This is a genomic window from Mucilaginibacter sp. MD40 (assembly GCF_002288635.1).
Classification (GTDB): Bacteria; Bacteroidota; Bacteroidia; order Sphingobacteriales; family Sphingobacteriaceae; genus Mucilaginibacter.
Map to the genome: position 1 here is coordinate 3645263 of NZ_NRSW01000001.1, position 20556 is coordinate 3665818.

The window sequence follows — 20556 nt, forward strand, 5'->3', positions numbered from 1 at the left end:
GCAAAATTAATTAAATCCGCCATTCAAACTCTGTGAAATTGTAAAATGGAAGTGACCTTTGTTGGCATCAGGCTGACCGGGTATCTGATCGAAACCATAACCGTAATCCAAACCAAGTAAACCAAATATAGGTAAGAATATTCTTGCACCCACACCTACTGAACGCCTAACATTAAACGGATTGAACTGACTAAAATTATCCCATACGTTACCACCCTCAGCAAATGCCTCCAGGAAGATAGTTGCCGACTGGCTGGCAATTACCGGATGCCTTAATTCAAACGTGTATTTGTTGTATATAGCGTTACCCTGGTTGGTGTTGGCATTTTGGTTTGAACCTACAGGCACTATAGAGAAGTTCTCATAACCGCGCAAACCAATAATGTCTGTACCTTGTAGGAACTGGTAAGTTTGCATACCATCACCACCCAATTTAAAACGCTCGAAAGGAGACGGACCAACCAGTTTGTTATACTGGCCAAGGTAACCGAAACGCACCTGCGACATTAATACCAGCTTACCGGTGATACGGCTGAACCATTGCGCATCAAATTTCCATTTGTAGTACTCCACAAAATGGTAACGCTCTTCCGGAGTGGCTATCCTGTAGTTAACATTATTGAATAACGAGTATGGCGGTGTCGCCTGTAAGGTTAACCTGATGTTTGAACCTGATGTTGGATAAATAGGCGCGTCAACCGAGTTACGGCTTAACTCCTGTGTTAACTTGATGTTGTATGATGTACCGTTCTGGAACAAATACCCGCTGTAGTTATCCAGGTTATAGTGGTCAAAGTTTAGCGAGTAGTTTAACTGGAAGTAGTTATCCGGCCAGTTTAACTTTTTACCTAAAGTTACACCCACACCGTTAATGCGCAATTTGTTATAGTAAGGGCTTGATTTTGGATAATACTGCCCTGTCGAGCTACCCTGCGTATAGGCAGAAAGTGCAAAGTAAATAGGCTTTTTACCACCCAGCCAAGGCTCACTAAAGGTGAAGGAGAAGTTTTGGTAAGTACGCCCGCTTGACTGGCCACGTAAGCTCAGCTTTTGACCATCGCCTTTTGGCAGTGGTTTGTAGGCTTTAAGGTTAAATATGTTACGTAACGAGAAGTTGTTGAAGGTTAAACCTAAAGTACCTACCAACTGGCCGCCACCAAAACCACCCGAAAGCTCGATCTGGTCTGATGGCTTTTCAACTACGTTATACACCAGATCAACCGTACCATCAACAGGGTTAATATTGGTTGGGCGCGGTTCCGTTTTTTGCTCGTCAAAGTTACCCAACTGGCCAATTTCACGGGCACTACGTATCAACAGTTCCTTGTTAAATTTCTGGCCCGGCTTGGTACGTATCTCACGCCTTACCACTTTATCGTTGGTAACATCGTTACCTTTTAATATAACACGGTTAATGGTGTATTGTGGACCTTCGTAAATACGGATATCCAGGTCAACCGTATCATTATGAATGTTGGTTTGTACCGGATCAGCCTGGAAGGTAAGGTAACCATTGTTCAAGTACAGCGATGAAACATCATCATTATTTGGCGTAGGGCCTGTTAAACGCTTATTTAGTTCTTCCTCGCTAAATACCTGTCCTTTTTCGATAGAAAGTATCTTGGTCAATAATTCGGCTGAATACGTTGCATTACCAGAAAACTTAACGTTACCGAAATAATATTTAGGGCCTTCGTAAACTTTGATCTTTACGTCAACCGTTTTGTCATCATGCCGTGTTACGGTATCGCTTATGATCTCAGCATCGCGGTAACCACGGTCCTGCATTTTTTCAACAAGCGTTTGCTTATCCTCGTCGTATTTATCCTGCTTAAATTTCTTTGAACCGAATATATTGTAGAAACGTTTACGGCGGGTGTTTTTAAGGAAACCACGTAAGGTAGCGTCAGACAGTGCCTTATTACCTTCAAAAGTAACGCTGTTGATCTTTACCTTGTTCCTTTTATTAACCGCAACATCCAGTATAACACTATTGGCATCGCCGGGGTCTTTGGTTTGCTTAATATCAACAGTAGTATTAAGGTAACCTTTCTCGTTAAAGTGCTTTTTGATAATAGCGGTAGTAGTACTTAAAAGGTTTTCGTTAACAATTTTACCGGTTTTATCGTTCAGTTTCTTGTTCAGATCCTCTATTTCGCCTTTGCGTAGCCCGGTGATGTGCAGTCGCGACAAACGTGGCCGCTCGGCAACCACAATTTCCAGGAAAACGGTATCCGCGTGTATGCCGGTAACGTTCAGCTGCACATCATCAAACAAACCCTGCTTATACAGGTCTTTGATGACGTTGGCATTTTGCTCGCCAGGAAGTGTTATTTTATCGCCCTTGTTAAGTTTTGATATGGTAAGGATAATATCCTTGTCGAGGTGTTTGATACCCGAAACAGTAATACCTCCTATAATATAGTCCTTAGGGTTAAGATAGCTGAGCGTATCGGTAATTTTAGACCCGCCCGACAGCATGCTTTGCTGCCTGCCGCCCGTTATTTGCGCCGATGCCGCTGTACTTATAATTGTGAAGAGAAGGGCAAAAAAAACTTTATTCATCCGAATGTTTTAGTGGGCTAAAAATAATTTATACAGTTGTTAAAAAGTGTTAAAAGTAAAATTTAATTTACCTGTTCGCTCGTTTTGCCAAATCTGCGTTCGCGTTTCTGATAATCCAGTATGGCCTCAAACAGGTCTTCCCGCCTGAAATCGGGCCAGAGCTTATCTGTAAAATACAGCTCCGCGTAAGCTATTTGCCATAGCAGGTAATTGCTGATGCGGTACTCGCCGCTTGTACGTATCAGCAGCTCGGGGTTAGGAATGCCCGCTGTGTATAAATTATCTTCAAACATTTGTTCATCAATTTCATGCGGCTGTATAAGACCGTCGCGCACTTTTTGCGCCAATTGCCTTGCCGCATGTACTATTTCATCGCGCGAGCCATAGCTTAACGCCAGGGTGAGTACCAAGCCTGTATTGCCCGATGTTTTTTCAATGGCGCCCAGCAGTTCGCGGTGGCATTTGCCGGGTAGCTTATCCAGATCGCCTATGGCGTTTAAACGCACGTTATTTTTCATCAGCTTGGCAATCTCCTTATTGAGGGTACTGATGAGCAGTTCCATAATGGCGGTAACCTCCAGCTTGGGGCGGTTCCAGTTTTCGGCGCTAAAGGTATATAAGGTAAGGTACTGGATGCCTAACTCGCCGGCACCTTCCACCACATCACGCACAGAGAGCACCCCGTTGTGATGGCCAAAAACCCTTAATTTGCCTTTACCTTTTGCCCATCGCCCGTTCCCATCCATAATAACTGCAATGTGACGGGGTAATTTCTGAAGATCTACCTGGTCTTTATAACTCATTTCCCTTACGGTTTTTTACAGCTCCGTAATGCTGGTGTACCGCTTTACACGGGCAATGTAGTTACCATATAGTAAAGCACTCAATAACTTATGTTATTTTCAGCTGACAAAGGTAAAAACTTAGTTTGTATTATTTTAGTATGCGTTAAAAAAGAAATAAGTACCGGTTTGATGACTATTATAGCCGATAGTGCTGTATATCAACAAAAAGCGCCGTTGCATAATTACAACAGCGCGTAAGCAAGCTTTAGGAGTATGCTTTTCAATAAACGCTTTTCGCTTTCATCATATCAATGTCGGCTTTGTCAATACGGGCTATGGCATACTGCTCAATATTACCAATGCTCATTTCGTCAATAGTGTTTACCAAATTATCATAAACAGAAGTCTCTGCCGGTTTTATTACCACAATCATATCCTTACCGGTTTCTGTACGCACTTTATTTCGCGCTTTGGCTATTTCCCTACGTAAGCCGTCGCGGCTAAAATTGGTCACGGTGGCAGCTACAGAAGGATTTGTCAGTTGGCCCAGATACCAAACGGCGTGGTTATCCTTGCCGAGGCAAATGGTTAGGGTGCGTGATTGTGGCACGGGGCTACTCTCCCCTACTGGCATGGTTATTTTCATTGCCCTGGGTTTACTTAAGGTAGTGGTAAGCATAAAAAATGTGATCAGCAAAAAAGCGAGATCAACCATAGCGGTTAAATCTACTCTTAGGGCGGCTTTTTTGGCACGCACTTTTTTATCGCTGTTTTGTGGGTGTGAATTAAGTTCGGCCATGATATTTATATTTAAGGGTGAATAAATTGGTTACTTACATTACCAATAAATATAAACAAATGTTTTATAAAACAAAATATAATTTTGTTTTATAAAATTATTAAGAATTAAATTCTTAATAATAACACTTTGAGGTTACAAAAGTATAACTAAATGTTAAGCCAAAAAAGCTATAAAAATCACGGGGTTTAAGGTCTCCGCGCTGGGAGCCGGGTGTGCCAATATTTACACCGCCGTTTATTTCGCCCGAGCGGTCGGCCAGGCGCCTGGCGGTATCATTGGTAAATACGCCTTTGTAAACACCGCTTACATCGTCCAGGTAATCGGTATTGGTGTAGCGGTAACCCAGTTCGGCACCCAACGTCCATTTACCACCTATATTATATTTAAAACCCGCGCCAAATGGTATTACTAAAGTTTTGCTGCCGTAAGCAACCCCTTCTGTTTGCAGGTAACGCAAGCTAAACAACTGCCCGTTATACCAGGCACGCGGCGCGTAACCGGTTATACCTCCGCCCAAAAACACATAAGGTGTATACTTATTTTTACCGGCATCGGGCACGTAACTCATAAAGTTAAACTCCAGCACCATGCTCAATTCCTTAAGCGGGTCAATAAAACTGAGGTTACGCTGCCTTAACTGTTGTACGCTCGAAGTACTATCTGCGCCGCTTATTTGCCCGTAAACATAATTTAAACGGATAGCCAGGTAAGGGTTAAAATTTCGTTTTATAAACACGCCGCCATAACCGCCGCCGGGCTTAAGATAATTATTGGTATTGAGGTCACCAATGTAGCCCGTACCCCCTACGCTGCCGCCAATTTCCCAGGTTTGGGCACTTGCGCCAAGCCACAACATACAAAGCAATAGTAAAGTAAAGTATTTTGGCATTAAGTAAAGTTAATAATTACGGGCATCCAGTCCCCATAATAACTTTTTCCTTAACGTAGACAGATAGCTTTCATTATTAAGGCGGATGAGATTAAGTTTAAAATCGGCCTTGTAAACCCTGAATTGCATGGGCTTATTTACTATAACGGTACGACTATCGCAAGATACAATGTAGTTGTTTCCCCGGTAATCCACATCAACAGACAACCTGCTGCTATCAGGCAGCACAACAGGGCGCACATTTAAATTATGTGGCGCTACGGGAGTAAGCGCTATGCTATTTGACTGCGGGAATATAATAGGACCATTACAACTTAGCGAATAAGCCGTTGAGCCGGTTGGTGTAGAAATAATAATGCCATCACCCCAGTAAGAATTCAGGAATTCGCCATCGAGCGCTACGTGTGAGGTGATCATGGCCGAATCGTCGCGCTTGTGTATGGTAACATCGTTAAGCGCAAAGTTATTGTCGCCAAACACTTTTTCGTCTGAGTCTATCACCAGCAGTTCACGGCTGTCTATCGTATACTCTCCGGCCATCAGCGCGTGTATGGCCGCGGCTATATCGCTTTTATTAACACTGGCTAAAAAGCCAAGCCGACCAAAATTAATACCGATAACGGGTATGCCCGAATCGCGGATAACAGTTACCATATCCAACAGCGTACCATCGCCGCCAAGGGTAAGGAAAGCGTCAACTTCGTTATTGGCGTTAACACAGTCGAGCAGTTTACAGGCCGATGTATCTACATTGCCCTGCAGGTTCTCTTTAAGCTGAGGATGTATACAGATCTCGGCATTATGCTGCCTCAGGCTATCAAACACCTGGCGTATATAAGGAAATACCGATGCATCATTAAATTGCCTGCCGTATACTGCTATTCTCATGTAGGGTGCTAAATATTGAGGTAGTTCATAAACGAATCATACCTGTCTAAAGAGTTATTGTTATGGTCGGTAAAATTAAAAGTAGCTTTAACCTCGTAATTATAACGCTGAAAAGTGGCGAGTATATTGGAGATATCCTGTTTGTTAACTTTAAGCGTTACTTCCATACGTGTAGAATCGGGGAAGGTGCGTGTGTATGAACTTAATACCTGCGCGTTATCAGATTCCACCACCTGCGACATATGCGCCAGCGAATTATTGCGTATATCTACCTCCAGCACAATAATACCACCAGGATCGGTAACCGATGTGAGCTTGGCAAAGTACTCAGCCAGGCAATTAATACTGATGAGGCCCTGGTAATCTTTTTTTTGGTTAAGTACCGGCACTACCGTGAGTTGTTGCTCATAAAACAGGCGAATTACATCATAAACATGCTGGTCTTCCAAAACATAAGGATTAACCAGCGAAAGAGCCAGCGCGCCTATGGACGTGTTATAGTCTGGCTCCTCGATCAGGTCGTCCTCACTGATCAGACCGAGGAATTGCTCTTCGTTAACAATTGGCAAATGGCTTACACGGAACTCTGCCATGCGGTCAAAAACTTTCTGTATGGTATCAGAAGTATGTACCGGGGGTATCGCGTCCTCTATCAGCTCAATTGCAATCATCTTTACTTTTTTAGTTTATCCAGGAACAATTTAAGGTAGTGATTAAATTCTTCAGGACGCTCCATCATTGGCGCATGCCCGCATTTATCAATCCAGTGTAGCTCCGAGTTAGGCAAAAGCTCGTTAAACTCAACAGCTACCTCAGGCGGGGTTATTTTATCGTTACGCCCCCATATGAGTGCTACCGGCATAGTTATTTTACGCAGGTCATCTTTCATATTGTGGCGTATGGCTGATTTTGCCATGGCCAGTATGCGTATTACCTTTGCCCTGTCATTTATAGTTACAAAAACCTCATCAACCAATTCATCTGTGGCAATAGCAGGGTCATAAAAGGTATATTGTACTTTTTCGCGCACAAAATCCTTGCTTTCTCTGCGTGGGAATGAGCCTCCGAAAGCATTTTCATACAGGCCGGAGCTACCGGTTAATACCAGCGCCTTTACGTAACCCGGATGCGCAAGCACATATATTAAACCTACATGGCCGCCAAGCGAATTACCCAGCAATACCACATTTGACAGCTTTTTAAATTTTATAAACTTATGCACAAATTTAGAAAGCGCGCGTACACCGGTAGTCAGGATAGGCAGATCATAAATAGGCAGCATAGGTATCAATACCTTGTAATTTTTGCTGAACTGCTCTACCACATCGTGCCAATTGCTTAAAGCGCCCATTAAGCCATGCAAAAGTAAAAGCGGTTCGCCTTCGCCTTCTTCTATGTAGCTAAATCCATGTTCTTCCTTAAGCACCAAGTCCATATAAATTGTGTGTGAGTTCGTTGAAAAAAATACACCGGGCGCATTACCAATTTTTGCCCGATGCTGTAAAAATATAATTATAAAAACAGTTTACCAGCTTTTGTACAGATTTATTACGGCAGCCTTAGCCGAGGAGTTGTTTAACTACCTCAGATACCGTTTTACCATCTGCACGGCCGGCCAGTTCCTTATTGGCTACACCCATTACCCTGCCCATATCTTTTACAGATGTAACACCTAACCGGGTTATCAGCTCTTGTATATACCCCTCTATCTCAAAACGGGTCATTTGCTGCGGCAGGTAGGGTTCTATTACGTACATCTCGGCCATTTCGATATCGTAAAGATCTTCGCGGCCCTGGGCTTTGTAAATATCAGCCGATTCTTTACGCTGTTTAATGAGCTTTTGCAGCACTTTAATCTCAGCTTCCTGCGTAAGCTCTTCGGCTGCACCCTTTTCGGTTTTAGCCAGCAACAAGGCCGACTTAATGGCACGTAAGCCACGCAGCCTGTCGGCCTGCTTGCTTAACATTGCCTGTTTAATATCCTGGTCTATTTGTGATATAAGTGACATGGTATTTAGTTTTTAGGATTGCCCTATTGTTAAATGTTGTATTATTATTTGTTTACACGTGTTATTTGCACATCTGCACATTTAAAATCTGCACATCTATTTCTTTAACACATTAGTTGCCGTGGCCTGCGCGGTTGGCATTATTAATAAATCGTTAATATTAACATGCGCCGGCCGCGATACTACAAACCAGATAGTTTCGGCTATATCCTCTGCCTTTAGTGGCTCAAAGCCTTCATAAACTTTTTTAGCGCGGTCTTTATCGCCTTTAAAACGCACTTCGGAAAACTCCGTTTCTACCATACCCGGGTGTATAGCGGTAACTTTAATGCCGTGCTGCAATAGATCAACGCGCATAGCTTTGTTCAGCGCATCTACAGCGTGTTTGGTAGCGCAATAAACATTTCCGTTTGGATAAACCTCTTTACCGGCTATTGAGCCGATGTTTATAATATGCCCATGGCCGTTAGAGATCATCCAGTTAGATACTATTTTGCTTACATATAGTAAACCTTTAATGTTAGTATCTATCATGGTATCCCAGTCATCGTAGCTACCCTGGTTTAATGGGTCGAGTCCCTGGCTAAGCCCGGCGTTATTAATTAATACATCAACCTCGCGCCACCTGCTGGGTAAGCCATCCAGGCTGCGCGTAACCTCTTCACGGTTGCGCACATCAAATGACGAAACCGCGATTTCTACATTGTATTTATCATTAAGATGATGTGCCAGTTTCTCCAGCCGGTCTAATCGGCGGCCGGTAAGTATCAGATCATACCCCTGCTGGGCGAACGTGTGTGCACAGGCCTCGCCAATGCCGGCGGTAGCACCTGTTATTAAAGCTATTTTTGCCATAATAGATGTAACTATCGGCAGCGAAATTATGTTTTTATACCGAATAAATCAGCCTTAAAACATACTGCGATCTTTTTAGGATTCGTTTTATGGTATTGGCATGATACTTTCTTTAAATCAATCCGCGAAATTTGAATAATTGCTGGTGCGCAGCGTCAGTAAATAATAAACTACATTTAACGCATATGGAAAACAGACAATTGGGTGCATCGGGATTACATGTACCGGTACTGAGTTTTGGTACGGCAACCTTTGGCGGACAAGGCGACTTTTTTAAAGCATGGGGTAACACCCAATTGGCAGATGCCAAAAAACTGGTGAATTTATGCCTTGATGCCGGTGTAAATTTCTTTGATACTGCTAATGTTTACTCACACGGCGTATCTGAGGAAATATTAGGCCTGGCACTGGAAGGGCTGCGCAACCGCGTGTTAATTTCTACCAAGGCCACCTTTACCATGGGCGATGGGCCTAACGATTTTGGATCATCGAGGTTTCACCTCATCACTTCTGTTGAGGCAAGCCTGCGCAGATTGAAAACCGATTATATTGATATTTTTCACCTGCACGGCTTTGATGCCAACACGCCGGTGGAGGAAACCCTGCGCACGCTTGACGACTTAATAACCGCCGGAAAGATACGCTATATAGCCTGTTCAAACTTTTCGGGCTGGCATTTAATGAAATCGCTTTCGGCGTCTGAGCGTTACGGCTGGGCAAAATACGTGGCACACCAGGCATATTATTCTTTACTGGACCGTGAGTTTGAATGGGAACTGATGCCGCTGGGCATTGATCAAAAAGTAAGCACCATTGTATGGAGCCCGTTGGCATCGGGCCAATTAGGCGGCAAATACCGAAGAGGGCAACCTATACCGCAGGATAACCGCCGGGCACAAGGCGGAAGCCATGGCCCCGAAACTGACTACGAACGACTTTACAAAATTGTTGACGCACTGGATGAAGTTGCCGAAGAAACCGGGAAAACGGTTGCACAGGTAGCCATTAACTGGCTGCTGCAACGCCCAACGATTGCTAACATCATTATAGGCGCACGCAATGAGGAACAGTTAAAACAAAACCTTGACGCTGTAGGCTGGAACCTGACGGTTGACCAGGTGAAAAAGCTTGACGCCGCCAGCGACCGCGACCCTATTTACCCATACTGGCACCAAAGGCAAAACTTAAAGTTGAACCCTTTGCCAAAGTTTTATTAAAATAAGAAGGCCCGCAATGCGGGCCTTCTTATTTTAATGTGATATGACATATCAAGCGATAGCGTGGCCATCAAAGAGGACGATCAATCGTAAATTGCCGATGAGATTGCCGCGTCGCTTTCGCTCCTCGCAATGACACGTGTCGACTACAACTCTTTTATCCTGATATTTTTGTAGTAGGCTTTGTGTCCGTGATCCTGCAAAGCGATATGGCCGGTTTTGGCAAGGCCATATTCCGGGTGGTCTTTCCATTTGCCTTCGGCTTTACGTTTTTCCCAGTCGGCGTCCCAGGCGGTAAACTCAACAATTTTTTTACCGTTTAACCAATGCTCTACATGGCCATTGTTAAAAATGATCTTGCTGGTATTCCACTCCCCTACCGGCTTCAGTTTTTTATCACCATTGGCAATATGCATGGCATAATCAGCACCGGTTTTTTGCCAGTCTTCCAATTTATCAGGCACCCAGCCTATATCATCAATTATCTGGTATTCGGGGCCGGTAACATAAGTACCGCTATATTTAGGGTCTTCAACCACGTGGTAAAGTACACCACTGTTACTCCCTTTATCAATCTTCCACTCCCATGATAACTCAAAGTTGCCGTACTCCTTATCGGTAACAATATCGCCGCCTGTATCAGTACCCTGTACGGCACCCAGGCAAACCAGCGCGCCATTTTCTACCTCCCAGTTTTTCACCGGGCCGGTTTTATTAAAGCCGTGCCATCCCTTTAAATCTTTTCCGTCAAACAGGTTTACCCATGCGCCTTTTTTAGCCTGGGCGAAAGATGTAGAGCCCGCGGCACACACCAGTGCGGCAAAGCTCAAGGTTATGAAATGCTTTTTCATTACGCCTTTTTGATCATTTTCATGTTTTCAGGATCCCAGAACATAGGGCTGTTCTTGTAGTAACTATCGTTACATAACAGCGCCGGAGCCGCTGCACGGTAACCAAATACAGCATCCTCAGTAACTTTACCGTTGTTACGTATAGCGGTTATCCAGTTATTCATATGGTCATAAGGGCCACCCAGGTAACCTTTTTCGGCATTGAAAGTTATTTCTTCCGGAGGGAGTATTTGCTTGCGGGCGCTGTTGGTTTGGCCTGCTTTGCGCAATTTCTCCAGGTAAAATGGATCATCAGAAGCAATTACCTTGTTACGCTTGAGCGTAACGCTATCCCAGGTAATATCCATAGAGCCTTCGCTACCTACCAGTTTCAGATACGTTGTACCGCTGGTGCCATCAACAAAGTTGCAGCGCAGCGATAGGTTAAATGCCGGGTGAGCAGCGGTTTTCCCATAATCAAAAGTACCTAATAATACGTCGGGCACTTCGCGGCCATCATTCCAATAACGTAAACCACCGGAAGCATAAATTTTATTAGGCCCCATGGAATCGGTAATAAAGTGCAGGCTGCTAAACAGGTGAACAAACAAGTCGCCTGCCATACCGGTACCGTAGTCGGTATAATTTCTCCAGCGGAAAAATCTTTTGGAATCATATGGGCGTTTCTGGGTATTACTTATATAGGTTTCCCAGTCAACAGTTTGTGGTGAAGCGTCATCTGGTATAGGATACTGCCAAACCTCAATAGGCGCACGGCGGGCCCAGAAGCCTTCGGCGTAGTTAAGCTCACCTATGGCGCCGCTTTTTAATAATTCATGCGCTTTCTCGTTACCTAATGAGGATACGCCCTGGCTACCTACCTGGAATACTTTTCCGGTTTCTTTTTGCGCCTTTATCACTGCCGGCCCTTCGGCTACAGAATGCACCATCGGCTTTTCGCAATACACGTGCTTGCCGGCATGCATGGCGTCAACAGAAATTTGCTGATGCCAGTGATCGGGCGTGGCGATAATTACAGCGTCAACATCTTTACGGTTAAGGATCTCTTTATAAACCCTCGTAGTAAAAATATCACTACCCCAACGCTTTTTAGCTTCAGCCAAACGGCCATCATACAGGTCGCACACCGCTACCAGCTTTACGCCGGGCACTTGCAGGGCTACAATGGTATCCTGGGTACCCATACCTCCGGCGCCTATCAGGGCTACGTTTACCTGATCATTAGGGCCAAACGGCTTATACTCTTTTTTTAGATAAAAAAAGGAAGGGGTGTTTTTGTTGGCAGCGATAAGGCTGCTACCGGCGGCAACTGCAGCGGTTGTGGTGGCGAGTTTTTTTAAAAAGCCTCTGCGCGACGCTTCAGAATTTTCTTTCATGGTTTATCAGTGTAGTTTAGTTTTGATGTTGGTTATCAGGGCAGGGGCGGCCCAGAGGTGAAGATAGAATTTTATGTTAAAAGCGCATAGAAAATAGTTTAATTGGTTAATAGCCGGTAGGTTTTAGTTAATTATTGTAAACTATTTTCTGTTTACAATGGCCAATGATAGGGTAACATGAGCTATAAAAATCCGTATCTTTACCACATTCTTATGAGCAAAACTGTAACCCCATACCAGAACCAGGCTACTAAAAAAGAGCAGGTGGCCGATATGTTTAATAACATCTCCAAAACCTATGATTTCCTTAACCATTTTATGTCATTAGGGATCGATATTATCTGGAGAAAAAAGGCGATAAACGAATTGAAGCAGGATAAACCCAAACTGATACTCGATGTAGCTACCGGTACCGGTGATTTTGCTTTTGAGGCACTTAAAATGTTAAAGCCTGAAAAGATAATCGGGGTAGATATTTCTGCGGGGATGCTATCCATTGCTGATCAGAAAATAAAGAAACGGGCCCTGGGCGCTCAATTTGAAGTAAAATTGGGCGATTCTGAAAAACTACCGTTTGAAGATAACCAGTTTGACGCGGTTACCGTAGCTTATGGTGTGCGCAATTTTGAAAACCTGGAAAAAGGCCTCACCGATATACAACGGGTTTTGAAGCCAGGTGGTAAAGCAGTGGTACTGGAGTTTTCAAAACCCAAGGGCTTCCCGGTAAAACAGTTGTATAACTTTTATTTTAACTATGTAACACCTGGTATTGGCAAGCTTTTTTCAAAAGACGCCCGGGCATATACTTACTTACCTGAATCTGTTGCGGCGTTCCCGGATGGAGAAGCATTCAGGACCATTATGAACAAGGCCGGTTTTAGAGATACCAAAGTACGGCCTTTAATGTTCGGTATATGTTCCATTTACACCGGTGTTAAATGATCAAACTCAGGCTCCTTACCATCATCATGTTTATGTGCAGCGCCAATAGGCTGTTCGCACAGGCCTGGGGTGGTGGCGCCGACCAAAACGACCTGAGTTTTGGCTTCTCTTTTTCATACGTGCAAAGTAGTTATGACATTGCAAAAAAGGCTAACTGGACGCAACCATTTATTGACCCGCAGACCAACGCCCCTGCTACACCTTATTTAAAGGGCATCAGCTCAACACCATCTGCGGGGTTTGCTGTGGGCTTTTTAACCCGCTACCGCTTAACCGACCATCTGGAGGGCCGGGTTACACCCTCACTTGTTTTTGCAGACCGTAATGTAAATTATGATTATACTGACGATAGCCGGGTTACTAAATCGGTACAAACAACCGCGGTTGACTTCCCGGTGCAATTAAAGTTAAAATCAGACAGGGTGGGTAATATGCGCGCTTACCTCATAGGCGGCTTAAAATATTCAGGAGCTATAGGCTCAAAGAAAGACCAGGGCGATAACATTGCCCCTACCGAACGCCTACTCAGGAATGTTAAGGGTTACGCATCCTATGAGGCAGGGTTTGGGTTCGATATTTATTTTGAATACTTTAAACTATCGCCCGAAATAAAATTATCCAACTCCTTTACCAATATGCTGGTAAACGATAACACCCCTTACGCCGCTCCGCTAAGCAGGTTAGGTTTACGCACCCTAATGTTTAGTTTATATTTTGAGTAGACAGGCGCTTTTCAAAGCAAACAAATTTTAATCCCGGCCTGAATTGCAGCGTGATCTCTCCTTTATATTTGTAACCCATCTTTGGGAATAATTTTTGGGTAGCATGGTTTTGGCTATTGGTATCTACCCGCAGCAAAGATATGCCGCGCTGCTGCGCCACCTCCTCTGCCTGCTGCATTAATTCCTTGGCTATTCCGCGGCCCTGAAAACGCGGACTAACCGCGAGCCGGTGAGTAACAATAGCTTCTTCATTAACATCCATTCCCGCTTGCGCGTATTCGGGGTATTGCTCGGTAGTAATGGCAGTTACACCGGCAATTTCGTTACCCAACTCTGCTACCCAAAGCTGCCCATCTTTAATATCCTGCTCAAAAACCTGCGGATTAGGATAAACATCATCCCATTGCAGGTTACCGCTCGCGCGCATGAGAGGTACAACCTCTTTAACCAGTTGCATAATATAAGGAATATCTGAGTTTGTAGCTAAGCGCACCATGGGAAGTAAAGTAAAAAGTCAAAATTAAAAAGTCAAAACTTTGTTTATCCGGCAACAAGCCATTGCGGGGAGCGGCCGCGGTGCGGCAAATCATAAATAAACGCCGTCTCGCTACAAGTCGAGGATTGCCACCCTATCGTTCGTAATGACGCATGAGATAATATGATTATCATTTGTACATCTAAAATCTGCACATCTAAAATCAATGATTATGCTTTTTATGGATATCCTTTACCAAGCAAAGCTTTTTGATCTCATCAATACGGATGGGGAAAGGCGCGTATTTCAGCCTACCGCCCACCATTTCTGTTACATTATCAGAGTGGGCAATTACTTCTTCGGGGTTATCGCTTGCCAGCAGGCGTTTGTACATACGGTAGTCGCCCCACTCTATATAATATACTTCGCCGGGCAATATCTTTTTATCGTTGATGATCTTTAGCGCCACCCAGCAACCGTTTTCCAGATACGGATACATAGAATGCCCCCAAACCGGCAGCGCAAAATCGCATTCCTCAATACCTGGAAAATTCATACGCCCTACAGGCAGCGAATCATTGATATCATTATATACCTCTACCCCTGATGCGGTCGCGGTTATTTCATACATAGGTATACCCTCTTCCGAACGCTGCAATACAGGTTTTTCTGAATTTTTCCGTATACCTAATTGCTCTCCAAATTTTTCTTTAAAAATCTTCAGTTTATCGGGATCTATATTCTGCCTGCTCTTAATGATTTCAGTTATAGAACTGGCGGAATTAAAACCGAGCGCCTCTGCAAGTTCGCTATTATTATTAAATGCTCGACCACGCAATTGGTTATAAAGTATGATAAACTCCAGTGTTTCAGGTCTTACCGTTTTTATTTTATTAGGTTTTGATGCGTCTTCCATATCAAATAAAAATATTTAAAGATTTTTCTTGATTTATATAAAGAATATTCTTTATATTTGTTTTGTCAATACGGCTAATATAGCACTTATAATTTTAGTATTCTAATTTCAACATTACAGAAGTTAAAGAAAAAGCTTTAAAGACATTAACTCAATTAATAAAGAAAAGTTTCAATAAACCATATGCACATTGTTTACTCCGCGCTCCGCAAAAAAAAAGTAAAAGACACCAACCTGCTAAGCGATAAAGAATTGCAGCAACGATATGAAGGTTATCAATCGGCGTGTGCCAAATACCGCCAGGAAATTGCCGCCATTCAAAAATATCTGCCGGGTTGGACACCTAAGTTTATCTAACTCAAAAATTAATTGTAATAATCCATTCAACAATAATCAATTAAAACCATGATACGACTTTCACAAAAATTCCGCGACCAACTTTGGTGGCTTATTATTACCGTAGACTACAATTATAGCCGCATTTGCATAGCAGATCATGACCTTACAGACGAAACCCTCACCCTATGGCTTGAAGACAAGCAGGACTTTAAAAATTCGCTTGACGAATGCCTGCGAATGGAAATTCCTATTAAGGCCTTTGCTAAATTAATTAAAACCGAAAATCTTAACAGTTATGAAGGGCAAAGGCTGCACCCTAACAAACAATACGTCTACCGCACCCGCATACAAATTAACGAACCCATTACCTGGTATAAAACAGATGCTTCTTTAACAGAGCAGCAATGGGCACGCGAAGCAATGCTTAGAGCCGTATTAACACAATTGGTAGAAACAGAAGCAGCCGCAGATCGTGGCTGGTAGATTTATGCCGATCGGCATTTATTACATTTGGTGTTTAGGTACTATTTGTTTGTTTTCACCAACTCATCGGCCTGTATCAGCTCTTCAACTTCGCTCAATGCCTCCGCCGGTGCGCTGGCATAATTGAGTTTACGAAAACGCCATATAGCAAAAGCGGGTTCTTGCATACGGTTGATGAGCTTAAAAAACTTGGGGAAATTATGAACTTCTTCCAGTAATACACCGGTTACTATACCGTTGTTATCCAATATTTCACGAATGGTGTATTCTTTATCTTTAGTGATCCATATTTCAAAATCGCGGCGTATTTCTTCGCTCTTCTCCGGATCAATCTTGTCGTTAATACAAATTACTTTATCGCCTGGCCTCATTACAACTCAAAATTAGATAATCAAAATTAAAAACCTGTCAGCTTAAAATAATGTTCTTTGACTTTTCACTTAAACCGGCATGGCTACAAAAAACGTGGTTCCGTTATCAGGTTCGCTTTCTACCCATATACGGCCACCCTGCAATTCGGTAAACTCTTTGCAAAGCAACAAACCTAACCCAACCCCCTTTTCGTTATTAGTACCAAAAGTAGAAGTAGCCATGAGCGAAAATAATTCATTCACCTTAGCTGCAGACATGCCTACACCATTATCACGTACAATGAGCCAGCATTCGTTTCCGTTTTGCTTAGCCTCAAATATTACCTGGCCACCGTGCCTGGTAAATTTTATAGCGTTGCTGAGCAGATTGCGTATAACCAGTTGTAGCATATCTACGTCCGCTATAATGCGTGTGTCCCAATCAAGTGTGGTAGATAAACTGATATCCTTTTTCGAGGCGATAGATTTCTCAAGCTCAATGGTATTAAATAAGGCTTCTTTAAGATTTACATAACCCAGCTTAACATTAACGCCATCCATTTGCGCTTTTGACCACATGAGCAGTTTGCCAAGCATATCAATAGTACGACGGGTAACTTTTAGCAGGTCCTCTTCCACCATATGGCGTTCATGGCTGTCAAGCTCATACTCGGTAACCAGTTCAAGGTAATTCTGTATATTACTTAGGGGAGAACGCAGGTCATGCGCAATAATGGACATGAGCTTATTTTTCTCCGAGTTAATCTTCTCCAACTCCAGGTTCTGGCGCATGATCTGTTCGTTCTTGCGCCCTATGGCATTGGCCCTTTCAGATGCAGAGCGCTTTTCATAATCATAATTGCGCCTGAAATAAGTAACTGTATAATAAATAACCACTACAACAACGATATACGCCGATGAGATATCCCAATAACGGCTTTGCCTGTCGCGGTAGCTATCCGGTATTAAATGCGGATAATAGTACTCCACCAAATGCCCTGTTATAATGATGGAGATATTAAATAAGATCCAAAACAACTGCTGTTTTTTAGGCACTACACATAGTATAAGGAATATGCATAAGCCCATAAGGAGGTCTGTAGGGCCGTAAGTGCCTGAGTTAAGCACAAAGTTTACGGCAAACAGTAAATTACCTAATAAAGTAAATATAATTACTGTTGTATTTATCCGGCCGCGGTAACGCGACTGATAATAAAGTAATGAAAAAACGGTGAGGGTAACAAGGCTAACCAATGATACAAAAGGGAGCCCGATCAGATAATTGAATGGAACATTATAGACAAGGGCAAATATGGCAATGAGGCAAATTGAGTGATAAATTCTAACCTCAAGTGCAAATTCGGAGGTATGGCCGGTAAGCTTTACCCAAAGCTTATTTATATTTCTTAAAAGGCGCAATTTAAGCGTAATTAGGGCTGCAATTGTACAAATAATTATTGAGTAAGAAAGTGCTTAAACGCACATTTTATAACTAACAATTACAATTTAAGAAAAACTTTATGAGCATAAAAAAAGCCGGGTTAACCGGCCAATTTTATTGAAGTATAGTATCATTTAGTTACGGCTAAAGCCACCACGGTTAAAGCCGGGGCCCTTATCTTCTGCTACGTTAACTGTAATGCGTTTGCCATAATAGCTTTGTCCATTCATACATCTGATGGCTTCTTTTGCTTCGTCATCGTTAACCATCTCAACAAAACCAAAGCCACGGCTTTCTTTTGTTTCGCGGTCTTTAATGATCCTGAGCGATTTAACCGGCCCAAAATCTTCAAAAACTGCATTTAGTTCGGCCTCACTTACTTCAGTTGGTAGGCCTCCAATAAACACTTTCATTAATCTCCTTTTCTTTTCTGCAAATATACGAAAAAAGTGGCGTTTTTGCAGCAAACGAGGCGTTATAACTGCCCTGTAAAAGGTTTTTTACACTAACGTGTCAAACCAACACATTTGATTATTTCTTAGGTTTTAGCTTAAGTTCAAACGTTCCGTCAACCCGGTATAATTGAGATGGGCTATCGTTATCAGCAGCAAGGAAGGTAAAGAAACTGCCTTTAGCAAGTGTATCATTACGCATGTAGGAAACCAGTTTCAATGTGCCTACATCGCCGGGTTTAGCATAAGGTACTAATGTATACTGTTTAGAGTGCAAACCATCATTCACAACAATTAGCTGGCCACCGGCTATGGCTTTGGTGATGCTATCAGCCGCAGCGCCTTTTGAACTGATGCCAAAACTTAAATTGTGCGCCTTGTTAATGGCCGTTATACCAAAATACCGGTTATCTTCTACATGCATGTTTACAAATGCTACAGAATCTTTACTGGCATCAAAAGTATAAGTGGTGTCCCGCATTTTAAGGGTAAGCACGCCTGATGAGGCGAGGAAATTATCGTTAGGGTTCAGGGCCAATGCGCTATCTGCCTGTAGAGCGTTTTTCTTGTTTTCAACAGCTTGGTCTTTGGTATCTTTCTGGCAGGCAGAGGCAAAAAGCGCCACGGCTACTATCCACAACAAACACCATTTTGTAAACTGTTTAAAATACATATTTAAATAGATACGGTAAAGCTACAAAAAAACCAATTGCCACTAAATCCTTTAACTGCTGCCGCAAGTTATTTTAACATATTTTAACGTTATAACTATAACGAAAAAACCTTACCGTGTGTTTACGAATATAATAAAATTTTCATCAAAATTTCATTTATGCTTGAAGCTGGTTTTTCAATTAAAATATTTCTCCAACAGCAACAAATATTCCCTTTGAACCCTGGCTGCCCATACCATAATCAATAGCGATATTAGTTTTGGATACTTTGTTAAGCTTTATGCGGAGGCCCGCGCCATAGCCGGGTTGTATTTTTTGCAGGTCTGTACCGGGGCCGGCAGAAAAAGTTTCGGCATTGGTGAACACAACACCCCCCAGCAACCCATTACGGGTTAAACCAAAACGGTACTCACTCTCAAGATAAACCATTTTTGTACCGCGGAAGCGCCCCTGTATATAACCACGGCCGGTGCCGTTGTATTGGTCCCATGTGTTAGCGGGCAGGTCAAGATAGGGAGGCTTGCCGCCCAACGTGAGCCAGTTATAGCTCCACAACGCCAGCACATTATGTGACGTGCCCGGCAACCTGAAATATTTGCGTACATCTACAATAAGCGACTGCCATGGCGAGGTACTACCTAAAAATTTCTTGTTATCGCGGTATTGTATCGAACTGTAAAAGCCGCTGCTTGGGTTAATGCTGTTATCACGGATATCATACAAAACATTTAAAGTAGCACCTGATGATATGGTACTGCTTTGCGGCCCGTATAAAGAATAATCAGACACAGATCCATCGGGGTTGCCTGTTTCCGAAACACCAAAATGGTGATCAAAAATAAAGCCTGCACCGGCATACAAGTTCCCTGCTATGCGGGTAAGGATGGTTTCGTAGAACCTGAAAAGCGTATAATCCATCGGGTTTTCATTTGCCGCCCTGGAGTTGCTTCCTAAACCAAAGGTACTTTGCGGGTATTTGTAGTATTTGATATCGCCAATAAAGTTAAACTTATCGCCGCTTACCCAAATATTGGATTGAAGGGGGATAATGATCTGTTTGTTTTGGGTATAAGCGGAGTTGGAAGTAATGGTAGATATACGTTTGTTTCCCTCAAGCCTGAAAGCCACGTTACCGGCAAGCGTTACCGCAAATTTGGTTTGCAATGTATAACCCACAGCTGGTAGCAGTGAAAAAACCGGTTTGGTGCCAATTACAGTAGTAGCTTTGTTGTTAACACTTCCCTTTTTATTAAATATTCGCTTAATTACATCATACAGGTCTTTTTGTGCCGATGTATCCTGGCGTGAAACTTCCAGCGTATCGTTTCTGCGGGACTGCGTAAGTACGATAGTACTTTTGTCTTGAGCAAACAGCAAAACCGGTAATAGCAAGGTTAATACTGTTGTGATAATTTTTTTCATTGAGGCAATATTCCGGAGCAGGTGTTTGCGGCTCAAAGGTACTCTTAATGTTAGTATTATCGTTTTCGCTGTATCATTACAACATCATAAAATTTATTCTAAA

23 protein-coding genes are annotated in these 20556 nt (G+C 43.0%); 5 read left to right on the forward strand and 18 right to left on the reverse strand.

The window, feature by feature from the left end; translation table 11 throughout:
• Positions 1-6: 6 nt before the first annotated feature.
• From bamA to CKK33_RS16300, 9 genes are all read right to left on the reverse strand, one after another.
• Positions 7-2565: an outer membrane protein assembly factor BamA gene (bamA, locus tag CKK33_RS16260; RefSeq protein WP_095705122.1), complete on the reverse strand. Its 2559-nt coding sequence runs from the start codon at positions 2563-2565 to the stop codon at positions 7-9.
• 62 nt (positions 2566-2627) lie between these two features.
• Complete coding sequence (locus CKK33_RS16265) at positions 2628-3368, reverse strand: isoprenyl transferase (protein ID WP_095705123.1); 741 nt, start codon at positions 3366-3368, stop codon at positions 2628-2630.
• A gap of 262 nt (positions 3369-3630) precedes the next feature.
• Positions 3631-4149, reverse strand: a complete 519-nt coding sequence (locus CKK33_RS16270) for a biopolymer transporter ExbD (RefSeq protein WP_095705124.1) — start codon at positions 4147-4149, stop codon at positions 3631-3633.
• Between the two features lie 115 nt (positions 4150-4264).
• Complete coding sequence (locus CKK33_RS16275) at positions 4265-5041, reverse strand: DUF6089 family protein (RefSeq protein ID WP_095705125.1); 777 nt, start codon at positions 5039-5041, stop codon at positions 4265-4267.
• 9 nt (positions 5042-5050) lie between these two features.
• Complete coding sequence (locus CKK33_RS16280) at positions 5051-5929, reverse strand: NAD kinase (RefSeq protein ID WP_095705126.1); 879 nt, start codon at positions 5927-5929, stop codon at positions 5051-5053.
• Positions 5930-5937: 8 nt separating this feature from the next.
• Complete coding sequence (locus CKK33_RS16285) at positions 5938-6600, reverse strand: CBS domain-containing protein (protein ID WP_095705127.1); 663 nt, start codon at positions 6598-6600, stop codon at positions 5938-5940.
• A gap of 2 nt (positions 6601-6602) precedes the next feature.
• A complete protein-coding gene (locus CKK33_RS16290; protein WP_095705128.1) occupies positions 6603-7364 on the reverse strand; it encodes an alpha/beta fold hydrolase in 762 nt (253 codons plus the stop codon).
• A 124-nt stretch (positions 7365-7488) separates the two neighbouring features.
• Positions 7489-7938 (reverse strand): GatB/YqeY domain-containing protein, encoded by a 450-nt coding sequence (locus CKK33_RS16295; protein ID WP_095705129.1) that lies wholly within the window; start codon positions 7936-7938, stop codon positions 7489-7491.
• Positions 7939-8034: 96 nt separating this feature from the next.
• On the reverse strand, positions 8035-8793 hold the full coding sequence (locus CKK33_RS16300) for an SDR family oxidoreductase (RefSeq protein ID WP_095705130.1): 759 nt from the start codon (positions 8791-8793) through the stop codon (positions 8035-8037).
• A 185-nt stretch (positions 8794-8978) separates the two neighbouring features.
• Between CKK33_RS16300 and CKK33_RS16305 the strand changes: the two genes are divergently transcribed.
• Positions 8979-10010, forward strand: a complete 1032-nt coding sequence (locus CKK33_RS16305; RefSeq protein ID WP_095705131.1) for an aldo/keto reductase — start codon at positions 8979-8981, stop codon at positions 10008-10010.
• 146 nt (positions 10011-10156) lie between these two features.
• Here CKK33_RS16305 and CKK33_RS16310 read toward each other — a convergent pair whose 3' ends face one another.
• Positions 10157-10861: a DUF1080 domain-containing protein gene (locus tag CKK33_RS16310; RefSeq protein ID WP_095705132.1), complete on the reverse strand. Its 705-nt coding sequence runs from the start codon at positions 10859-10861 to the stop codon at positions 10157-10159.
• Positions 10861-12237 carry a Gfo/Idh/MocA family protein gene (locus CKK33_RS16315; RefSeq protein ID WP_095705133.1) on the reverse strand — a complete coding sequence of 459 codons (1377 nt, stop codon included), beginning with the start codon at positions 12235-12237 and terminating at the stop codon, positions 10861-10863. Before CKK33_RS16315 ends, CKK33_RS16310 begins: the two co-directional genes overlap by 1 nt.
• Before the next feature lie 213 nt (positions 12238-12450).
• On the opposite strand from CKK33_RS16315, the gene ubiE reads away from it, so the two are divergent.
• Positions 12451-13179 (forward strand): bifunctional demethylmenaquinone methyltransferase/2-methoxy-6-polyprenyl-1,4-benzoquinol methylase UbiE, encoded by a 729-nt coding sequence (ubiE, locus tag CKK33_RS16320; RefSeq protein WP_095705889.1) that lies wholly within the window; start codon positions 12451-12453, stop codon positions 13177-13179.
• A complete protein-coding gene (locus CKK33_RS16325) occupies positions 13176-13901 on the forward strand; it encodes an outer membrane beta-barrel protein (RefSeq protein WP_095705134.1) in 726 nt (241 codons plus the stop codon). Before ubiE ends, CKK33_RS16325 begins: the two co-directional genes overlap by 4 nt.
• Here CKK33_RS16325 and CKK33_RS16330 read toward each other — a convergent pair.
• The gene (locus CKK33_RS16330; RefSeq protein ID WP_233138244.1) at positions 13882-14358 is read right to left on the reverse strand and encodes a GNAT family N-acetyltransferase; all 477 of its coding nucleotides are present in this window, start codon (positions 14356-14358) and stop codon (positions 13882-13884) included. The two genes, CKK33_RS16325 and CKK33_RS16330, sit on opposite strands and share 20 nt — an antisense overlap.
• A 241-nt stretch (positions 14359-14599) precedes the next feature.
• Positions 14600-15292 carry a S24 family peptidase gene (locus CKK33_RS16335; protein ID WP_095705136.1) on the reverse strand — a complete coding sequence of 231 codons (693 nt, stop codon included), beginning with the start codon at positions 15290-15292 and terminating at the stop codon, positions 14600-14602.
• 183 nt (positions 15293-15475) lie between these two features.
• Between CKK33_RS16335 and CKK33_RS19545 the strand changes: the two genes are divergently transcribed.
• Positions 15476-15649: a hypothetical protein gene (locus tag CKK33_RS19545; RefSeq protein WP_158223457.1), complete on the forward strand. Its 174-nt coding sequence runs from the start codon at positions 15476-15478 to the stop codon at positions 15647-15649.
• Positions 15650-15697: 48 nt separating this feature from the next.
• Positions 15698-16114 (forward strand): hypothetical protein, encoded by a 417-nt coding sequence (locus CKK33_RS16340; protein WP_095705137.1) that lies wholly within the window; start codon positions 15698-15700, stop codon positions 16112-16114.
• Positions 16115-16155: 41 nt separating this feature from the next.
• On the opposite strand, the gene CKK33_RS16345 is transcribed toward CKK33_RS16340, so the two are convergent.
• The 5 genes from CKK33_RS16345 to CKK33_RS16365 all read right to left on the reverse strand — a co-directional run bounded on the left by CKK33_RS16345 (position 16156) and on the right by CKK33_RS16365 (position 20453).
• A complete protein-coding gene (locus CKK33_RS16345) occupies positions 16156-16485 on the reverse strand; it encodes a hypothetical protein (protein ID WP_095705138.1) in 330 nt (109 codons plus the stop codon).
• Between the two features lie 69 nt (positions 16486-16554).
• Entirely contained in the window at positions 16555-17883 is a 1329-nt protein-coding gene (locus CKK33_RS16350; protein WP_095705139.1) for a sensor histidine kinase KdpD, read from the reverse strand.
• 156 nt (positions 17884-18039) lie between these two features.
• Entirely contained in the window at positions 18040-18318 is a 279-nt protein-coding gene (locus CKK33_RS16355) for an RNA-binding protein (protein WP_095705140.1), read from the reverse strand.
• 118 nt (positions 18319-18436) lie between these two features.
• On the reverse strand, positions 18437-19030 hold the full coding sequence (locus tag CKK33_RS16360) for a hypothetical protein (protein ID WP_095705141.1): 594 nt from the start codon (positions 19028-19030) through the stop codon (positions 18437-18439).
• A gap of 181 nt (positions 19031-19211) precedes the next feature.
• On the reverse strand, positions 19212-20453 hold the full coding sequence (locus tag CKK33_RS16365; protein WP_095705142.1) for a BamA/TamA family outer membrane protein: 1242 nt from the start codon (positions 20451-20453) through the stop codon (positions 19212-19214).
• Between the last annotated feature and the right edge of the window lie 103 nt (positions 20454-20556).